The 16,053-nt window shown below is 63.0% G+C and carries 12 protein-coding genes; 3 read left to right on the forward strand and 9 right to left on the reverse strand.

Translation table 11 applies throughout. The features are described from left to right. Window positions 1-12: 12 nt before the first annotated feature. Both HPY44_21390 and HPY44_21395 read right to left on the reverse strand, forming a co-directional pair. Window positions 13-3,267 carry a hypothetical protein gene (locus HPY44_21390; protein ID NSW58574.1) on the reverse strand — a complete coding sequence of 1,085 codons (3,255 nt, stop codon included), beginning with the start codon at window positions 3,265-3,267 and terminating at the stop codon, window positions 13-15. 38 nt (window positions 3,268-3,305) lie between these two features. Then, entirely contained in the window at window positions 3,306-6,017 is a 2,712-nt protein-coding gene (locus HPY44_21395) for a hypothetical protein (GenBank protein ID NSW58575.1), read from the reverse strand. A 160-nt stretch (window positions 6,018-6,177) separates the two neighbouring features. Between HPY44_21395 and HPY44_21400 the strand changes: the two genes are divergently transcribed. Beyond that, window positions 6,178-7,221, forward strand: a complete 1,044-nt coding sequence (locus tag HPY44_21400; protein ID NSW58576.1) for a Gfo/Idh/MocA family oxidoreductase — start codon at window positions 6,178-6,180, stop codon at window positions 7,219-7,221. Window positions 7,222-7,330: 109 nt separating this feature from the next. Here HPY44_21400 and HPY44_21405 read toward each other — a convergent pair whose 3' ends face one another. The 3 genes from HPY44_21405 to HPY44_21415 all read right to left on the reverse strand — a co-directional run bounded on the left by HPY44_21405 (window position 7,331) and on the right by HPY44_21415 (window position 10,650). Further along, a complete protein-coding gene (locus HPY44_21405) occupies window positions 7,331-8,113 on the reverse strand; it encodes an ROK family protein (GenBank protein ID NSW58577.1) in 783 nt (260 codons plus the stop codon). A 110-nt stretch (window positions 8,114-8,223) separates the two neighbouring features. Continuing rightward, window positions 8,224-9,267, reverse strand: a complete 1,044-nt coding sequence (locus HPY44_21410) for an amidohydrolase family protein (protein NSW58578.1) — start codon at window positions 9,265-9,267, stop codon at window positions 8,224-8,226. A gap of 24 nt (window positions 9,268-9,291) precedes the next feature. Further along, window positions 9,292-10,650 (reverse strand): DUF1015 domain-containing protein, encoded by a 1,359-nt coding sequence (locus HPY44_21415; GenBank protein NSW58579.1) that lies wholly within the window; start codon window positions 10,648-10,650, stop codon window positions 9,292-9,294. A gap of 157 nt (window positions 10,651-10,807) precedes the next feature. Here HPY44_21415 and HPY44_21420 point away from each other — a divergent pair, with 157 nt between their 5' ends. After that, window positions 10,808-11,914 carry a hypothetical protein gene (locus HPY44_21420; protein ID NSW58580.1) on the forward strand — a complete coding sequence of 369 codons (1,107 nt, stop codon included), beginning with the start codon at window positions 10,808-10,810 and terminating at the stop codon, window positions 11,912-11,914. A 141-nt stretch (window positions 11,915-12,055) separates the two neighbouring features. Here HPY44_21420 and HPY44_21425 read toward each other — a convergent pair whose 3' ends face one another. The 3 genes from HPY44_21425 to HPY44_21435 all read right to left on the reverse strand — a co-directional run bounded on the left by HPY44_21425 (window position 12,056) and on the right by HPY44_21435 (window position 14,413). Then, the gene (locus HPY44_21425; GenBank protein NSW58581.1) at window positions 12,056-13,069 is read right to left on the reverse strand and encodes a M48 family metalloprotease; all 1,014 of its coding nucleotides are present in this window, start codon (window positions 13,067-13,069) and stop codon (window positions 12,056-12,058) included. Continuing rightward, window positions 13,069-13,512, reverse strand: coding sequence for a BlaI/MecI/CopY family transcriptional regulator (locus HPY44_21430; protein NSW58582.1), 444 nt, complete (start codon window positions 13,510-13,512; stop codon window positions 13,069-13,071). The genes HPY44_21425 and HPY44_21430 overlap by 1 nt, the downstream gene beginning before the upstream one ends. Window positions 13,513-13,759: 247 nt before the next feature. After that, window positions 13,760-14,413 carry a prepilin-type N-terminal cleavage/methylation domain-containing protein gene (locus tag HPY44_21435; GenBank protein ID NSW58583.1) on the reverse strand — a complete coding sequence of 218 codons (654 nt, stop codon included), beginning with the start codon at window positions 14,411-14,413 and terminating at the stop codon, window positions 13,760-13,762. A 224-nt stretch (window positions 14,414-14,637) separates the two neighbouring features. Between HPY44_21435 and HPY44_21440 the strand changes: the two genes are divergently transcribed. Further along, window positions 14,638-15,351, forward strand: a complete 714-nt coding sequence (locus HPY44_21440; protein NSW58584.1) for a hypothetical protein — start codon at window positions 14,638-14,640, stop codon at window positions 15,349-15,351. Between the two features lie 106 nt (window positions 15,352-15,457). On the opposite strand, the gene HPY44_21445 is transcribed toward HPY44_21440, so the two are convergent. Further along, window positions 15,458-16,053: DUF1559 domain-containing protein (locus tag HPY44_21445; protein ID NSW58585.1), on the reverse strand; the 596-nt coding region annotated here is incomplete at its 5' end.

The following is a 16,053-nucleotide window of genomic DNA, read 5'->3' on the forward strand; positions in this document are numbered from 1 at the left end:
GCCTGCCGGCTCTCACTCTCGCGCCCACATTACCCGGATCGCGATCCCGCGCGGGTGGTTGGGGTATGAGAGCAGGATTGTTCCATTCTCTTCGGTGAGCTGGACCTGAACGGGATTTCCGGCGACATCGCTGCTCGAGATTGCCCCCGGTCGTCTCCCGGCGCAGTCGATGCGGCAGACACCGGTGGTGCCCAGTGCCCCTGAGGCGATTATCCGCAACGATTCCGCGGCTTCATCTTTCCATTCCAGGCACGAAGACGCGAATATGACCCGGGGAACGCCGTCCTTCGCCGCCACCCAGCGTTTGAGCACCGCCATATCGTCAGGCCCCAGCTGCACCTGCGGAAGGACGGATAGCAGCGGGTCCACGAGATCGATGAAAGGTCCGGTCAGCGTCTTGGCTTCGCCGAGGGTGCGGCAGACCACGTACGGACCGCGCTCCACCGTCATGTGTGCCTGCTCGCGGTAAGCGTCGTCACCCAACGCGTATCTGGCGATGTCCCGCAACGCCTGCGCGCTCTCGACCGACCGCGCGAACCACGACGGAGACAACCCCCAGGTGATGACGCGGCCCTGCCCCACCGGTTTTTCCGCCATCAATGTCCCGCGCAGTCCTGTGTACAGACCGGTGAGCGAGGGATCCTCGTAACTCACCAGCGGCAGGTCGGGCGAGACATTGAACCGATCAGCACTGAGAACCGGCTTGCCCACCGCCTGGAACTTGCCGCTGATCTCCCCTGTCCCCGCTGCTGCATCGACGAGATACTGGTTGCCGATCTCCAGCACCAGTTGGGCCGGTGTGCCGGGGTCGAAGTCAAAGCGGTAGATGACGTAGCTGTTTCGGTCGCAGAAACGGTACGATTTCTCGGGGACCAACCCCGTATGGTTTTCCGCGAGGATGATCTCGTTCTCGGCCGGCGTGTCGGGCACGACGTCCAGCTCAATCCGGTCGCCATCGCGCAAGCCGCTGGCCCTGATGCGGGTGATGAGCGCCCCGAAGCCGTCGGTGGGGATGCTGTCACGGCAACGCACAAGCGCGGTTCCGTGCTGCAGAAAGGGCGTCAGGTCTATGGTGACTTGCTCCTGCCGCGACAGGTCCACCTCGTGCCCGGAGTAATCGGTGGTCGCCACCTGCTTCCACGTCAGGCCATCCCAGAGCGAAGCGGCCACCTTACGTGTCGAGACATCCACCCCGCACAAGTGCAAAAGGTGATCTTGCGGGCTCTCGAATCCAGCCTGCCTCCACCACTCGGGCACTGCGTTGTATGGGTCGGCTCCCCCGAGGACAACCAGCTTCCCGCCGGCTGTCGCCCAGTCCGCCAGAGCCTGATTGATCTCCGGTCTCACGGGCTTGAGCATGTCGTATGAGACAAACAGCAGCTGGTATCTGTCGAGATACCCGGGTTCGTCAGCGCGGTCGAGGCAGGGGACCTCCACCGGGATGCCCTTCATCAGTAGGGGGAGCGCGATCCCGTAGAAGCAATCCAGGTCGCCCGAATGCGGTTCGCCGCGCTGCCACATCGCGCTGTCCGACAGGAAGGTGCCCACTCCGGGCGTGCCGGCACTGACTTTGCCGTCAGGCCAGCGTTGCATGTCGGACAGGAGCTCGATCACCGCCCCGATGGTCGTCGCGAACCCACCGGGCACTCGCCCGAAGATGCGCACCGGCCAGGGCATGGTTTCGTAACGGGAGACCTCCGGGAACATCAGCGCCGCCGCGAGGGTGCGCTTGTAGTTGAACAGGTAATCTTCCATGGACCGGTCCGGGTTGTCCTCCAGCGGGTCCATGAGGAACCACAGGTCGATGTCTGTGCCCCGGGTCAAGCCCAGGCAAGACGCGTACTCGAGGTATCCGTTCTCAAAGGTGCGCTCCCGCCGCTTGCCCTGATAACGCACCGGGGAACGCGCCGTGCCGGTCCAGACCTGGGCGATCATCGCATCCACCTGACCGGTGGCCAGCATGTCCTGGTGCCCGAAAGTGATGCCCCAACTGGTGTAATTCAGCGGGCTGTGGGTCAGGAGAAACCGGGTGATCGCCGGGTCGACACTGCGGGCGCCCTCGTAGCAGGCCTCGAGCAGTTGGCGCTCCAGCGCCATCTTCAGCCGCTCCGCCTTGATGCGCGCGGCCACCGAACTCGCCGGGTCCTGCCATGGCTCGCCGTAGAAGGCCTGCCATTCGCGCTTGAACGCCTCACTGTAGCCTGCCCGGGCGAAAAACTCCGGCTCCTCAGGGCAAACGGCCTTCGCTCCGCGCGTCACCGCATCCGCGAAATACTGTCGGAAGATATCGCGCCGGTTCGCCGTCGGCACCATGTAATAGCTTCCAGGGCCGCAGTCCAAAAGGTTGCCGGCGGCATCGGTCTGCACTTCATCGCGCCCGGTGATGTCACCAAGCTTCCGTTGGAGGTAGTCAGGGCCCGCCCGGAACCCCACCATGACGTGGGGCTCATAGCCGAAGGTCGCCCATGACCGGATGTCACGCTCCCGGTTCCCCGCAAGGATCACGATGTCCACCATCAGGTCATTGTCCTCGCGGTAGCCGGTGTGGGTCTGGAGACTGGTGGTCTTCGCGCGCGTCAGCCGCACGCTTTTCGCGGCATCCTCCGGCCGAATACCCAGGAACTCTTCGAGAGCGTCCGCGAGACCATTGCGGTCTGTGTCAGGCGGCAGCGAGTCTTCCGGACGGACAACCCTCCATTGTGCAGAAGCCGGCGAGGGGATCAGGAGCGCCTCCGCATCCGCTACGTCTCCGGACTTGACACAGGTCACACAGGCCACCTGGTAGCGCGCCCGGGAGCGTATCTGAAGAGACACATCGGCCCAGAGGGCACCATCCGGCGCGGTAACTACACCCGAGAGCTTTGTCCAGACTCCCGGTAGATCGGCAGGTGTCGGTCCCTCCTGGCCGACAAATCGCGCGTTCGAGAAGAACCGCACGAACAGCCGGTCAGCCTGCGATCCGGCGGCTCCGTCCAGCGTCCGCATAAGCGCGGCGACGGCGATGTTCTCGCCGGGAGACACGGAAAACCGCCGCGAAGTCAGCCCCGCCCAGTCCGAGCCGCTGCCCTGGAGCAGCACCGCGCGCTCGCCGGGCACGTCGCCCGATTGCCAGTCTACAAGGTTGCCTTCGGAAGAATTGAAAGACCAGTCCGTTGGCGTCAGAAAGCCGCTGCGGAATGCGGAGTTGGTCAGCAAATTGTCCGGCCCGGCAGTGCTTGTTCCGGCCATGATCAGACAGATCAGGGCCGGGACTATGAATAGCCGCAAGCTCGTCGACCTCCCTGAAATAGCCGCAGCTTCAGCTCTCACTGACCGGCAAGAACCGCTCTTAGCCCGTCGGCCTTACCCGGCATGCTGACATACCCGAGATGGCTGCCCAATGACTTGCCGGCGGCCACGGGATTACCGAACAGGTCGTATGCAGTGAGCCTATCCACGTCAGGAACCGTGAATCCTGCTTCTCCGACGCGGGGTGAGATCGCAGCTACCGAGCGCGAACCGTCTTTCGCTTCGAACAAGTAGGCGTACAAGCCTTCGCGGAGGGTCACGACTTCAACGAAGCGCGCATCTTCCAGTTGCCAGGCAAGGGCGCCATGGGCGACGCCGCTGGGGTGCAGGAAGCCCTCTGGAGTAACAATCACGCGCCATCCGCCTTCGGGAAGAGCGTGCAGCCCGCTTTGAGCGTGCATCGAGTAAAGGAACAACTTGTCCACGCCCTGGGCCAGGGTCGCCACAACATACCGGCAAAGGCGGTCGGCGGTCTCCCACACGTCTTCTTTGTTCTCGTAGGGGAGCGTGTATTTGTAGAAGCCCGCGCCCAGGGTGTCGCGCCCTGCCGAACCTTCCGTCATCCACAACGGTTTCGGCATCTCCCCGAACTCTTCCAGCAACGGGCTGATCGCCCTCTGCGTCCCCTGCTCGACGACGTCGCCCGGATAGCCGGGCTTGCCGCCGATATACATGTGGTAACAGACGGCGTCACAGAAGCTGAGACCGCCCGCCTCCAGAACTCCGCGGGTCCAGTCGGTGCCGCTGAAATTGTTGCTGCTGCCACCGCCGGTAGTTGTGTTGAAGCCGAGAATCGTGATGTTGGGGTCCGTCGCTTTCGCGGTCCGATAGGCTGCTGCCATGAGCCTCGTGAAGCTCCCCTGCGGGTCTTCACTGGGCACGTACCCGGCGCGGCCCTCCTGACCCTCGTTATATCCGACCGCCCACCAGGAATGGATCCACGGCTCATTCCAGACATCGTAGGCATCAATGACGCCCTTGTAGCGTTCCGTGACCACCTTCACATAGTTCTCGTAGTCCTCAAGGCGTTTGGGCTGGTAGAACTGGTCGAAGTATCCGCTGTGCGGTTTTCCGGGGTAGTAGCTGGCCCAGAAGGGCGCTGTGCCAAGCTCGCCCAGTATCTTCACATGCTCCCGGCGGTAGCGATAGATCTCCTTGTCGTGGAAAGTCCACTGTCCGGGTTGCTTCTCGATGTGGTACCAGCCGAGATACTGCAGGCCCGCATCATGCAGGCGCGTCCAGTTGGCGCCGATTGCTTTCAACATGCGGTTGTGCCGTGTGGTGGAGTTTGTGTGTACGCCGAAGGGAGAGTTCGGCGCGTCTTTGCCCCAGTAGTGCGGCCTTGGCAGGCGGTTCACCACGATTTCGCTCACGGGGCTGAGCGGACTCCCGGCTGCATCCTCCGCCCAGGCTTCGACGCGGAATGGCCCGAATGGGCGCTCAGGAAATGCGTCGAAGCTGACCTGCCCGGAGGTCGCTCCGTCAGCCGCCGGACACTCGAGCTCTCTCGTCTGCCCGTACACATTCACCACGCGCGCCCGAAGGTGCGCTCGCTGCGTCTCGCCGGTCAGCATCCAGTTCACTCGCGCCGGCTCATCCGCGAACTGCACGAGTGCGCAGGAGGCGTCGGACTCCGGAATCGCCAGCGCCACTTCGCAGGGCTGCTGTGGGCAGTAGGGGACAGGCTCAGCTCCGGAATGGACCTGCATCGCATCCAGCCAGAAAGTGCCCGGGGCCTCGATAACTACCCCATAGACCCCGGCCATGAGCACCGGATCGAACTTCACCCACACCCGTTCCCAGGCGTCCGCGCTCGAAAGTGTCCATGCTCTGCGTGCGATCTGGCGTCCATCGCACCGGACGCTGATCGCAAACTCGCCGGTTCCGCGCAGATACAGACTGGCCGTGTGGGGCATGAAGGCCATCGGGACAGCGAAAGGCGCACTGTACAGCACGGTGCGTTCCGAGCAGGACACCTTGAGCGCGCGTACGCCGCTGGGCCCGGTAACTGCGTCGTCCGGGGCGATGATGACATCATCCCCGTCAGAGTTGTCGCGGTCCAGCGCCCAGCCGGTGGGCAGTCCCAGCGGGAACCGTGACTGTGCCACCAGGTTTGCGGGGCCCTCCTCTCCATACTGCTTCTTGAGCTCATCCACGTAGTCATCCCGCGAGAGTCGGGTGAGGCTGAAGCGCGCAATGTCCAGCTCGCCCACGGTGTTCACGCTCACCCAGACGCCCACGTCCTGCTCGATGGCCCCGAGCCGAAAGTCGGCGCTGAAGTCCTGCCATTCCGAGTTCAGCGCTACCGACTTCTGCCAGTGGAACTTGTAGGGTGCCGCGGAGTCGCGAATCCCCACCTGCAGTGGTATGCGCTGGGTGCTTCGCGCGGTCAGCTTCAGGCGGAAGAAGCTGTCGGCGTCGATCTTCGGGGTCGGGTGGCAGAGCTGGTACCAATGAGGCCCAAGGCGCTGGACCTTGAGCCGCAGAAAGCGCCTCCCTTCCTCTTCCATGGCGGTCCAGCTCGCGAAGACCTCCTCTGTCCAGCCCGAATCATCGCGCCAGTTACCGGCCATGACGCCGGTCACGCGTTCGTTGGGCCGGTCGCCGCGAGTGAGGACCGGCTGATCCGCTGCGCCGAAGTCGGTGTCGATAATAACCTGCGGGCCTGCGGCCGAGACTCCAGTGAAGAGCACTAAGAGCAACAACAGTGTCAGCACTCCGGGGATCATCGCATTTCCTCCGCGAAACGCAATCTGTCGTCGAGTGCAGGCTGATTTCGCTCACAGGTCCAGCATCACCTTGTGCTGCAGGTGCCTCCGGAAGGAGTCCGCCGCACACCGGCGAACCAGCCACTGGTCGCACGGCATCCCCCACGGAGGGTGGCTATCTATGAAGAAGGTTCGCGCGGGTATCGTCGGGATGGGCATCGGCCGGCCCAATGCCAAGGCCATCGCGAGGAATCACAGGGGAGAGGTGGTGGCCCTTTGCGATCTGGACCAGATGCGCATGGATGACTTTGCCAAGGAGTTGCCCGGCCCCGTCCGCACTTTCACCGACTATAGGGCAATGTGCCGCGACCCCGAGATCGATGCGGTCTTCGTGGGCACGCCGAACCAGCTTCACGTGCCCATTGCCCTGGAGGCGGTGCGGAACGGCAAACACGTGCTGGTGACAAAGCCCCTTGCGGACTCCGAACGGTCCGCGGCGCGACTTGTGGACGCGGCCGAAGCGGCGGGTGTCGTCAACATGATGTCCTTGTGCACCCGGTTCGGCGCAGCGTGCAGGTATCTGGGTGGGTTGGCCAGGGAGGGCTTCTTCGGCGAATTGTACTACGCCCGGGCACGCAGCATCCGGCGCAGCGGTATTCCCGCCTGGAACATGGGGTTTATCCAGCAGGGAGGCGGCGCATTCAGAGACATGGGTGTGCACGTGCTGGATGCCGTCTGGTGGCTTCTGGGCCTGCCGAAACCCGAATCTGCCCTTGCGGTGGCAGGGGCGAAGTTCGGTCCGCGCGGGCTGGGATACTGGGACTTCAGTACTCCGGAAAAGAAGATCTATTCCCAGTATGCGGCTGACGACTACGCGGGCGGGCTCATCGTCTTCGAGGGCGGTGTGGGGGTGCAGGTGGAGAGCTTTTGGGCTTCACACCAACAGCCGGAACTCCAGATCGAATTGTTTGGCACGGAAGCAGGGGGCAAGCTGTCTCCGCTCACCCTCTATCGGACCGTGAACGGTGCGCCGCACGACACCACCGTGGACCTGCCGAAAGGACCAGAGCCGTGGGACAACATCGCCGGGCATTTCATCGACTGCATTCTGGATGGCGTCGAGTGCCAGGCGCCTCTGCGCCATGGACTCATCGTACAGCAGATGATGGAGTCAGTCCTCAAGAGCGCAGCGAAGGGGCGCGAGGTGCGCATCAAGGCGGGGTAGATGGGCCCTGGCATCGCAATCGATAATGGAAGCGGCGCCCGGTGAGTCCTCACTCTCCGGGCGCCGCCTTGTTTTCGGTAGAAACGACGACCGTGACTAGCGCTGTCCGCTACTCCGCCGGGCTCTCCGCCAGTGCCAGCAGCGGTCCGCAGATCTCCTCGCGTCCCGAAGCCCACATTGCCGCGCCGACGATCCCGGCCTCATTCTGCAGTTCCGCCGGAACTACAGGCGTGCGTGTCTTGAGTTCATCCAGGAACTTCTGGGGCTTCTTGCTCACCCCGCCGCCGATGATGAACAGGTCCGGCCAGAAGAGAGCCTCCAGCACGTTCAGGTACTCGGTGACCCGCTCAGCCCACTTCTGCCAGCTTATCCCGTCGTCCTTTCTCGCTTTGTCCGATGCCCGGTGCTCGGCTTCTTTGCCCCGGATGTCCATATGCCCAAGCTCGGTATTAGGCACCAGCATGCCGTTGGTAAAGATGGCGCTCCCGATTCCGGTGCCGAAGGTCAGCATGAAGATTGTGCCCGCCTTGCCCTTTCCGGCGCCGAAGTGCATCTCGGCCACGCCGGCTGCATCGGCGTCATTGATCACCCGGGACGGGCAACCGGAGCGTTCGGTGAAGAGCTGCGCAGCGTTGGTGCCAATCCACTTCTTGTCGACGTTCGCCGCCGTGTGGGCTACGCCGCCCTTGATGACAGCCGGGAAGGTGCAGCCCAGGGGCCCTTTCCAGCTGAAATGGGCCGCGATCTGGGCGACTACGTCGGCAACAGCGTCCGGCGTGGCTGGTTCCGGGGTCTTGATGCGATGTCTCTCGCCGACCAGCACGCCCTTGTCGATGTCTACAGGGGCGCCTTTGATGCCTGTTCCGCCGATGTCGATTCCCAGGATCTCCATCATTTCGCTCCTGAAGGCTTCGTGATCTCCGTTTGCCGCGCATCCACGGCCATATATTACTTTACTTCGCCACAGGTCCTTCCAAGGCCTTCTCCTGCGTCAGCCCGCGGTCAGTAGCCTAACCGCGCTTCGGTTCGCGCCACCAGCGCCTTCGCGTTTGCCCAGAAGACCTTGCGCACATCCTCCTGCCCCAGCCCGACGCGTTCTGCCGCCTTCTTGAACGCCCGCACGATCTCGTAGGCATAGAAGGTGCAGCGAATCCGGTAGCTACCCGTGGAGTTGTGGATGCTCCAGGGGTGGATGCGCTTCGTGAAGAAATGACGCTGGCCGTTGGCGCTGACCAGCTTGCCCTTCTCCTGGGCCACAGGCATGTCAAGTCCGAACAGGATCTTATCGGGTCCGAAGGCGTTGATCATGATCTCGCAGGCTTCCCAGCTCTGCACCATGGAGAAGTCCACGTAGAGGTTCGGGCAGTCGGGAAGGGACCGAAGATCGCCCACGGCCTCGGGGAAGTAGGCCCGCCCGAAATGGGCCATGATGATTGGCGAGCTGGGGCAGTCCTCGCAGAGCCGCAGGAGACCATCTACGTTCATCGGGTCTGCCAGCCTGCCCAGGCGCGGGATGTGGACCATCTGGATCAGCCCGAGGCGCTCAGCCAGGCGTCTTTGCCCCGGCGGGATCATGTCCTCCAGCGTCACATCCGCCTGAGCCTTCCACGTGACGTAGGTCCAGTAAGGCTTGGTCCCGAGGAACCTGCCGGAGCGCAGCTCCTCCTCCAGAGCCTCCTCGTCTTCGCTGACACCGCACATCATCAGTCCATGCAGGTTGTCATGCTCCTGCAACGCCCGGGCAACGTAGGCATTCTGGTCGCAAATCTTCGAGTCCGCGAGCACGGTGTTGAAGACCAGCGCCTCCAACTTCTTGCCGGGGAACAGACGCGCCATGGAATCCAGGTAGTTCTCCACCGGATAGTACTCGCAGACCGTTGGCAGAGATGGGTCGGGGTTTTCCTTTGGGCCGCCGGAGACGCAGTCTCGAGAATAGATGTGGGAGTGAAAGTCGAAGACCGAGTCAGGCAGCCACGGCCCCAGTTCGTCTTCGAAGACCGTCCGGTCAACATCCTCTTCGTAGTCCAGCGGGAAGGCGATATCCATTCAGTTCAGTCCCGTCTGCGTGAGTCAGATTCTGAGGTCGTGGAAGACCAGGCCTGATAGAACCTTGGGGTAGAAGTATGTGCCCTTCTGGGGCATGTGCTCGCCGGCCAGAGCGACCTGCATTACGTGCTCAACACGCGTCGTGTTGATGTACAGCACCATCGCCGCCTCGCCCCGCGCCACACGGTTCGCGGCATCATGACCATCCCGGGAGTAGACCACGTTCGCTCCCGTCGCGGCCAGTTCTCCGGTCAGCCCCATGATACCCTCAATGACAAGCTTGTGCAGCAGCGCAACGTCAAGCTCACGGATGGCCGGCGGTAGCTGGTCAACTCCGTGGGCCAAGGCGCGGTCCATGTCCCGCAGATGCAGAAGCAGCGCGTATGCGCCGCCCGAGTACAGGGCGAAGGTGTGCTCGCCCGGCGCCGACTTTGACATGCGGTCCAGCAGCGAGTGAATGCCGGCGACCCGCGCCTCGTCAGAAGACCCGTCAAAGATCACCCGCTCAGTCTCGAACACGTCCATTACATTGCGCCACAACATGGCCTCGGCCTCCAGCGGCAGTTCGCGCAGAAGCCGGTGGCAAGGCAGGATCGTCAGCGCGCCCGCGTCCGTATTGCACAGAAACATGGACACATATTCCCAGGGCGCATCAGGGATATACCCATGCCTGTCGCGCTGCTCGTTTCGGTACGCCAGAGCCGTCTCATAGCGGTGGTGCCCGTCGGCGATAACCACCGGACGGTCCACGAACACGGCGGCCAGGGCGGCACACATGTCCTCATCGGTCATGGCCCAGAACCGGTGGACGACCCCTTCTGCATCCGTGACTTCCCATAGCGGAGGCGTGGAGCAGACTTCCTCGGCCATCTTTTCGAAGGTCAACTGGGGATCGGAGTAGATGCTGAATACCTGGCTGAGGGAGCACTGGGTGGCCCGCATCAGGCGCAGACGGTCCTCCTTCGGGGCTCGCAGCGTGCTCTCGTGAGGCAGGACGACCCGTTTCTCGTATTCCTCCAGGCGCACGAGCCCGATGAACCCGCGGCGCCGCAGGGGCTCGTCGCCATCCCGGGGCAGGGGTGTTGGCGGACGGTAGGTCTGTTCGTAGATGTAAAAGGCAGGTGAGCCCTCCTGCACTACGATGCCCTCGCGCCGCCACTCGCGCAGATCAGCGGCCGCAAGCTCGTACCTGGATGGCGTGGGAGTACCGTCCAGCGGATCAATGCCCAAATCGAGACGCACGATATTGTACGGGCACCGGGCGACGAAAGCCTGGCGTTCGCCTTCGGAGATCACGTCATACGGCGGGGCTACGATGTCGGCCATCTCTCCGACGCGCTCCGGGTTGTATCGCCACCCTCGGAAGGGAATGACCTCGGCCATGGAGAACCTCCCGTTTCCTCAGTCAAGAGATGGACTGGGACGATGGCCACTTTGTACCACGTACGGTCTGGCCATGCAAGCCTGAGCGGGCCGTGAAGCCCACTGCAACTCTGCCCTGGCCCAATGGAGCACTCGATCCCTTCCACGGGTGATGCCGATGACGTCCCGCGACCGTCTTCTGGCGGCAATGAGACGCGCGCAGCCGTACCAGTTGCCCATTCAAGTCCGTGGGGTTCGAGCCTGGGACCGGGAATGGGTGGCCACGCGACACCCGAGCTACCGTCCGGTGATTGACGTCGTCGCCGAGTATGGCGACTACGTGCTCAACTGGGGCCCTCCGGGCGGCTGGTTCCTCACGCAGGCCCAGGTGCCCGCCACCACTCACCAGGTGGGGCACCCGGACTGGGTGGAGTCCATCACACTGTGGCATACGCCTCGCGGCGACCTGCGCACCCGTCATCTCGCCAGCAAGCGCGGTCTTCCTGGCATGCAGATGGAGTTTGCAATCAAGTCCCTCGAGGACGTGGAGCGCTTCCTGTCTGTGCCCTACGAGCCGCTGCGCGAGATAGACCCCACGGGATTCCGTGCGCAGGACGATCTGGCCGGCGACAGGGGCATCGTCCAGGTCTCCATCGGGCAGGACCCTATCGGCTACGTGCATGACCTGATGGGATCCGAGCTTCTCGCGATCTGGAGCATCGAGGAACGCGACACCATATTGGGCCTTGTGGACGAGTTTCTGCGCCGCATTCTCGACCGGGTGGACCTGCTGATATCTGCGGGAGTGGGGGAGGTCTTCGCCACCCTGGGGCAGGAGTACGTCACGCCGCCCCTCCACAGCGCCCGGGATTTTCGGCGGTTCTGCGTTGAGCCCGAGCGCCAGATCCTCGAACGTATTCATGCCGCAGGCAAGCTCCTGCACGTCCACTGCCACGGGCCACTGGACGCTGTGCTGGACGATTTCCCGATGATCGCGGACGTTCTGCACCCGCTGGAAGCGCCGCCGATGGGAGATGTGACGCTGGCCGACGGCAAGCGCCGGATCGGCGATCGCGTGTGCCTGGAGGGCAATATCCAGATCGGTGACATCTACGCGACACCCACGGGGCGTTTCGTAGACATGGTGAAGCGGGCCATTGAGGATGGCATTCCGGGAGGGGGGTATATCCTCGCCCCGACCGCATCCCCGCACACCGAGGTCCTGACCGACCTGACGGTGCGCAACTACGTGGCGATGGTTGAGACAGCTGCGGGGTACCGGTAGAGGCGAGAGGCCCACAGTTTCTCCCCGGTCTTGAACTTCCCGTCGGGGAGGGGGAATAGCCGTCGCTGCATGAAGCCGCGGTCCCGAATGACTGTGGTGGCGGCGTGGCATCGCAGTGAAGCCCTGCCGCGCAGCCCCTGGCTACCGTCGCAGGATACCCAGCAGTGTCTCCGCCAGGCAGTAGACGGAATCCGCGGCCTGTCTGGCCGTCGCGACCAGTGCAAGCACCACCACACCTACCCCGGCCAATGTGAGGAGAACGCCCGCGTAGGTGGCCTCGTGTCGGAGCGTGATCTGCGTCGCGCGTTCCGCCATGAGCCGCTCCACGCGCCTGTGCACATCCACATACCAGCGCCAGGCATTCAGGGCGCTGGGCAACAGCTTGCGCTCCGACTTCTCCCTGGACGCCTCTGCGAGCCGCCGGATACCCGACGCCACGACCTGTGCTGAATATTCCGCAGCGGCTGAGTCGTCGCAGGCGCGCTCGGCGTCCTCGCGCCGGTACCGGCGGTACAGGTGTAGTGTGGGCACCCAGGGCAGGCAAGTGACGCAACTGGACATCAGCAGGTCCAGGACGTTGTCGGACCTGCGGTGGTGGGCCAGCTCGTGGGCAAGAGCCGCCGCGAGTTCATCGCCCGGGAGCAGATTGACCACCGCGCTGGTCACCACCGTGACCGGCTGCAGGAAGCCGACGGTCGCCAGGAAAGCTTCCGGATGCTCGATGATCGCCAATTCGGACGCTCCCGGGCTCGCTTCTCGAAACCGCGCGGCAGTTCGTGAGGAGCGCACCGCACCCGCTACAAACCGGACCAGTCCTGCCACGAACAGGGCGATGCTGACCCATCCGATCGCCTGCACGAACAGCGAGGCGTCGGGCACCCGCTGGATCCACCGGGCACATAGATGAACGCGTCCCGAAACGAGGTGGGGGGAACCGTAGGGGTCATGAAGGGCGGCGTACAGCCCGTAGCCGGCTGCGAGAAGACCGCCGAAGACCGGGACGAGGGCTGCCGCAAGCCACACAAAGCAGCGGGCCGCGGCCTTTTGGGTGGAAAGACTCTCGGCCACGGCCAGCGAAGGAAGGTACAGGAAAACGCTCAGCGTGGCGGTCACCGCCGCGAAGACCACGCCGGCGGCCACGATTACCGACAGCATCAGCCCTTCTGCTCTCGACGCTTCTTCTCGATCAGGGCTGCAAGGGAGTCGAGCTTGCCCGGATCATTCGCGCTCAGGGCTTCCACGAAGTAAGACATCGCCGGCTCGGCGAAGGTGGAGAGCAGTCCATCGACCACCTGCCGTGTCACCGTGTCGCTCAGCTCGCTGCGGGTGACGCGAGCAGTGTAGTGGTAGGCCTTGCCGCGCATGGTGCGGGCCAGGAAACCCTTCTTGTGCAGCCGGCTCAGGGTGGTCATCACCGTCGTATATGCGGCCTGCTTCCCGGTCTGGGCAAGGGCCTCCTGGACGTCCTGCACACTCACCTCGCCGTCCGCTGACCAGACAGCGTCCATGATCTGGGCTTCGAGAGTGCCCAGAGTCTTCTCCAGACCGTCCTTGCCTGGCCGGAATACGGGAATATCGGGACCTTTTCGTGCACTCATTCTTCGCGCCTCCATCCGGCCTTGTACCCCGGCGGACGCTGGTGCCGGTATTCATGCGCCCGTCTACTATTATTGACGATAGTAGGAGCCTGCGGTTCCATTGGGTTACTATCAATTATAGTAGCAGCGGCCGCGTTGTCAACCCGTTCACCACTCGCATGCGTGCTTTGGCACCCGGGAATCGCAGCCGGGGACTGGCGCGCTCACCAGTCCCCGGTTCCACTGACAATACTTGCTGCAGGAGATGCTAGCCTGTATACCAGGCGCGGGGGTACGCGTCGGACTTCACGAGGTTCTTCGCGTGCCCGTCGTACCACAACACATTGCACGAATCGGTATGGCGCCAATACTCGGCCACGCGGGTGGGATATGCGCGCCACTGGGTCAGATTGAGGGTCTGGCCACTGGCCGGGCAGAGCATGTCGCCATTGTCATCCATGCGCTGCTCCCATGAGTCGTGGCAAAGGATCGTCTCGGCAGGCTTGTCAAAGTTATTCCAGGTCCCTCCATTGGCGGTGACATAGCCGTTGATACCGTAGGTGGTGTTCGCCACCTGCTCCGCGGTTCCCCCGTACAGGTCCACTTCCTTCATGGAAGGGCAGCGCCAGATCTGGCGGTTCTTGATGTAGGGGTCATAGAATGCGCCCCAGTAGAGATCATTGCTGCTCCAGGGGCGGTCTTCGGGCCAGAATGCGCCGTTGCGATGAGGATGGCAATAGCCGTCGTAGTCCTGCTGGTACATTCGGAATGCGATACCGATCTGTTTGAGATTGCTGATGCAGTTAGCTTGCTGTGCCTTCATCCGTGCCCGGGCGAAAACCGGAAACAAGATCGCAGCCAAGATGGCGATGATCGCGATGACCACCAGTAATTCGATGAGTGTGAAGCCTCTTCTGGTCATTCCCCGTCTCCTTCTTTTCGTTGCTGTGTCCAACACGCTGGCTGAAGGATACGCGACGGACCTTAAGAAGATGACAAGGTTACGTTGCGCTACCATTAAACTAGATTGGGTGTGGGTGCCCGAGGTCCCCAGGTGCACAATGGCGAACTTACTTGATGGACCTCTCGTCATCATCAATGTCTGCCCCGGCTGAGCCGGTATCAATACCTCTGGAGGCGATCGCCTTGCGTCTCATCGTTGCCGTCACACTGATGGCTTTCCTCATTGGTTCGGTCCCCTGTCTCGCCCAGCCGGCGGGCGTTGAGGGGGGAGACACGCCCTCCGGGACCCCTATCAAGGCCAAATCGGAGAAATTCACTCTCGAGTGCCCCGCGGGCTGGCAGAGCCGACAGTATGAGAAGCTCGAGGAGTCCATGACCGCCAGGCTAACCATGCAGGGCGGTCTCATGAAGATGCTCGGGGAGGACCCGAAAGTCACCGATAACATCAACCTATGGTGGTCGCCCCAGGGCGAGGCATCCTGGTTCATGACCGGGATCGCATCCGTTCACCGGATCGAAACCAAAGAGGACGTGGACATGCAGAAGGTGTGGACCGACTTCAACGGAGGCAAGCTCCCGGAGGGGATCAAGGCCCAGCCGGCGCAGCTTGGCGACTACGTGGGCATCCTGGGTGGCGGATTGCTCCAGCAGCCACCGCTCTATATCGCCGCCGCCCTCATCTCACAGGGCAAGTCCACCTACGTAGCCACCATCATGGGGCAACAGCAGGCGATCGCGCCGCAGTGGCCGAGTTTCATGAAGCTCCTGCGGAGCCTGAAGGCCACGGACCTCAAAGCCCAGAAGCTTGAGGATTTTCTCAAGCAGTCCACAAATCAGGAAGAAGAGGACGAAGGTGGAAGTGACGACGGGGCTGACGACGCAACCGAGGCGAAGTAGGAGTAGATAAGCGCTCCCCGCGCTTCAGTCAGTGGCCGGAAGGCTCCAGGAAAAACGCCCGGTGCGATGGTCGCACCGGGCGCATTGGACTCGTCCAGCCCTGGATCTATCCGTGGTAGTTGATGCAGAAGTGGAAATCCGGGCGTGCGCGGCCATTGGCTGATCCGTCTTCTTTGGACCACTTTGCATGGCCATCGAGGAAGGTGTAGTTGCAGCCGTCGTTGTGGCGGGTGTAGGCCCAGCCATAGGTGCCGCCACCGCAGTTGGTCAGACTCGGGCAGGGAAGGCGGTGGTAGTTGTTGTTGCCGCCGTCCATGTATCCGACCGTCACTGCCGGCTCCTTGGCCTGTGCCAAAGGAAGCTGCCAGATCCACAGGTTGCGGCTGTAGGACACACCGTAGCCCAGCGCGCTGCTGCTGCCGCCACCGGAATAGAAGACGGTGTACGGCTGGCTGGGGCAGTTGAAGACCTGCGTGTTCTTGATGTACGGAGCAAGGGTGATAAACCACTCACCGGCCGTGTCGATGATGGTCTGCGGAGCCACATAACCGGCTCCGCGCGGGAGGATCTCGTCATAGTCCTGGGCGTACATCAGGAAGCCCATGGTGATCTGCCGCAGATTGCTGCTGCAACTGGCCTGCCTGGCTTTGTCACGAGCTTTCGCGAAAACGGGGAAGAGCATCGCCGCCAGTATGGCGATGA

The sequence above is a fragment of the Armatimonadota bacterium genome (assembly GCA_013314775.1).
GTDB lineage: Bacteria > Armatimonadota > Zipacnadia > Zipacnadales > JABUFB01 > JABUFB01.

What these genes read in the sequence shown, in the direction of transcription:
- HPY44_21395 (NSW58575.1), bottom strand. Translation starts at nt 6,017, where the DNA reads ATGATCCCCGGAGTGCTGACACTGTTGTTGCTCTTAGTGCTCTTCACT.
- HPY44_21400 (NSW58576.1), top strand. Translation starts at nt 6,178, where the DNA reads ATGAAGAAGGTTCGCGCGGGTATCGTCGGGATGGGCATCGGCCGGCCC.
- HPY44_21405 (NSW58577.1), bottom strand. Translation starts at nt 8,113, where the DNA reads ATGGAGATCCTGGGAATCGACATCGGCGGAACAGGCATCAAAGGCGCC.
- HPY44_21410 (NSW58578.1), bottom strand. Translation starts at nt 9,267, where the DNA reads ATGGATATCGCCTTCCCGCTGGACTACGAAGAGGATGTTGACCGGACG.
- HPY44_21415 (NSW58579.1), bottom strand. Translation starts at nt 10,650, where the DNA reads ATGGCCGAGGTCATTCCCTTCCGAGGGTGGCGATACAACCCGGAGCGC.
- HPY44_21420 (NSW58580.1), top strand. Translation starts at nt 10,808, where the DNA reads ATGACGTCCCGCGACCGTCTTCTGGCGGCAATGAGACGCGCGCAGCCG.
- HPY44_21425 (NSW58581.1), bottom strand. Translation starts at nt 13,069, where the DNA reads ATGCTGTCGGTAATCGTGGCCGCCGGCGTGGTCTTCGCGGCGGTGACC.
- HPY44_21430 (NSW58582.1), bottom strand. Translation starts at nt 13,512, where the DNA reads ATGAGTGCACGAAAAGGTCCCGATATTCCCGTATTCCGGCCAGGCAAG.
- HPY44_21435 (NSW58583.1), bottom strand. Translation starts at nt 14,413, where the DNA reads ATGACCAGAAGAGGCTTCACACTCATCGAATTACTGGTGGTCATCGCG.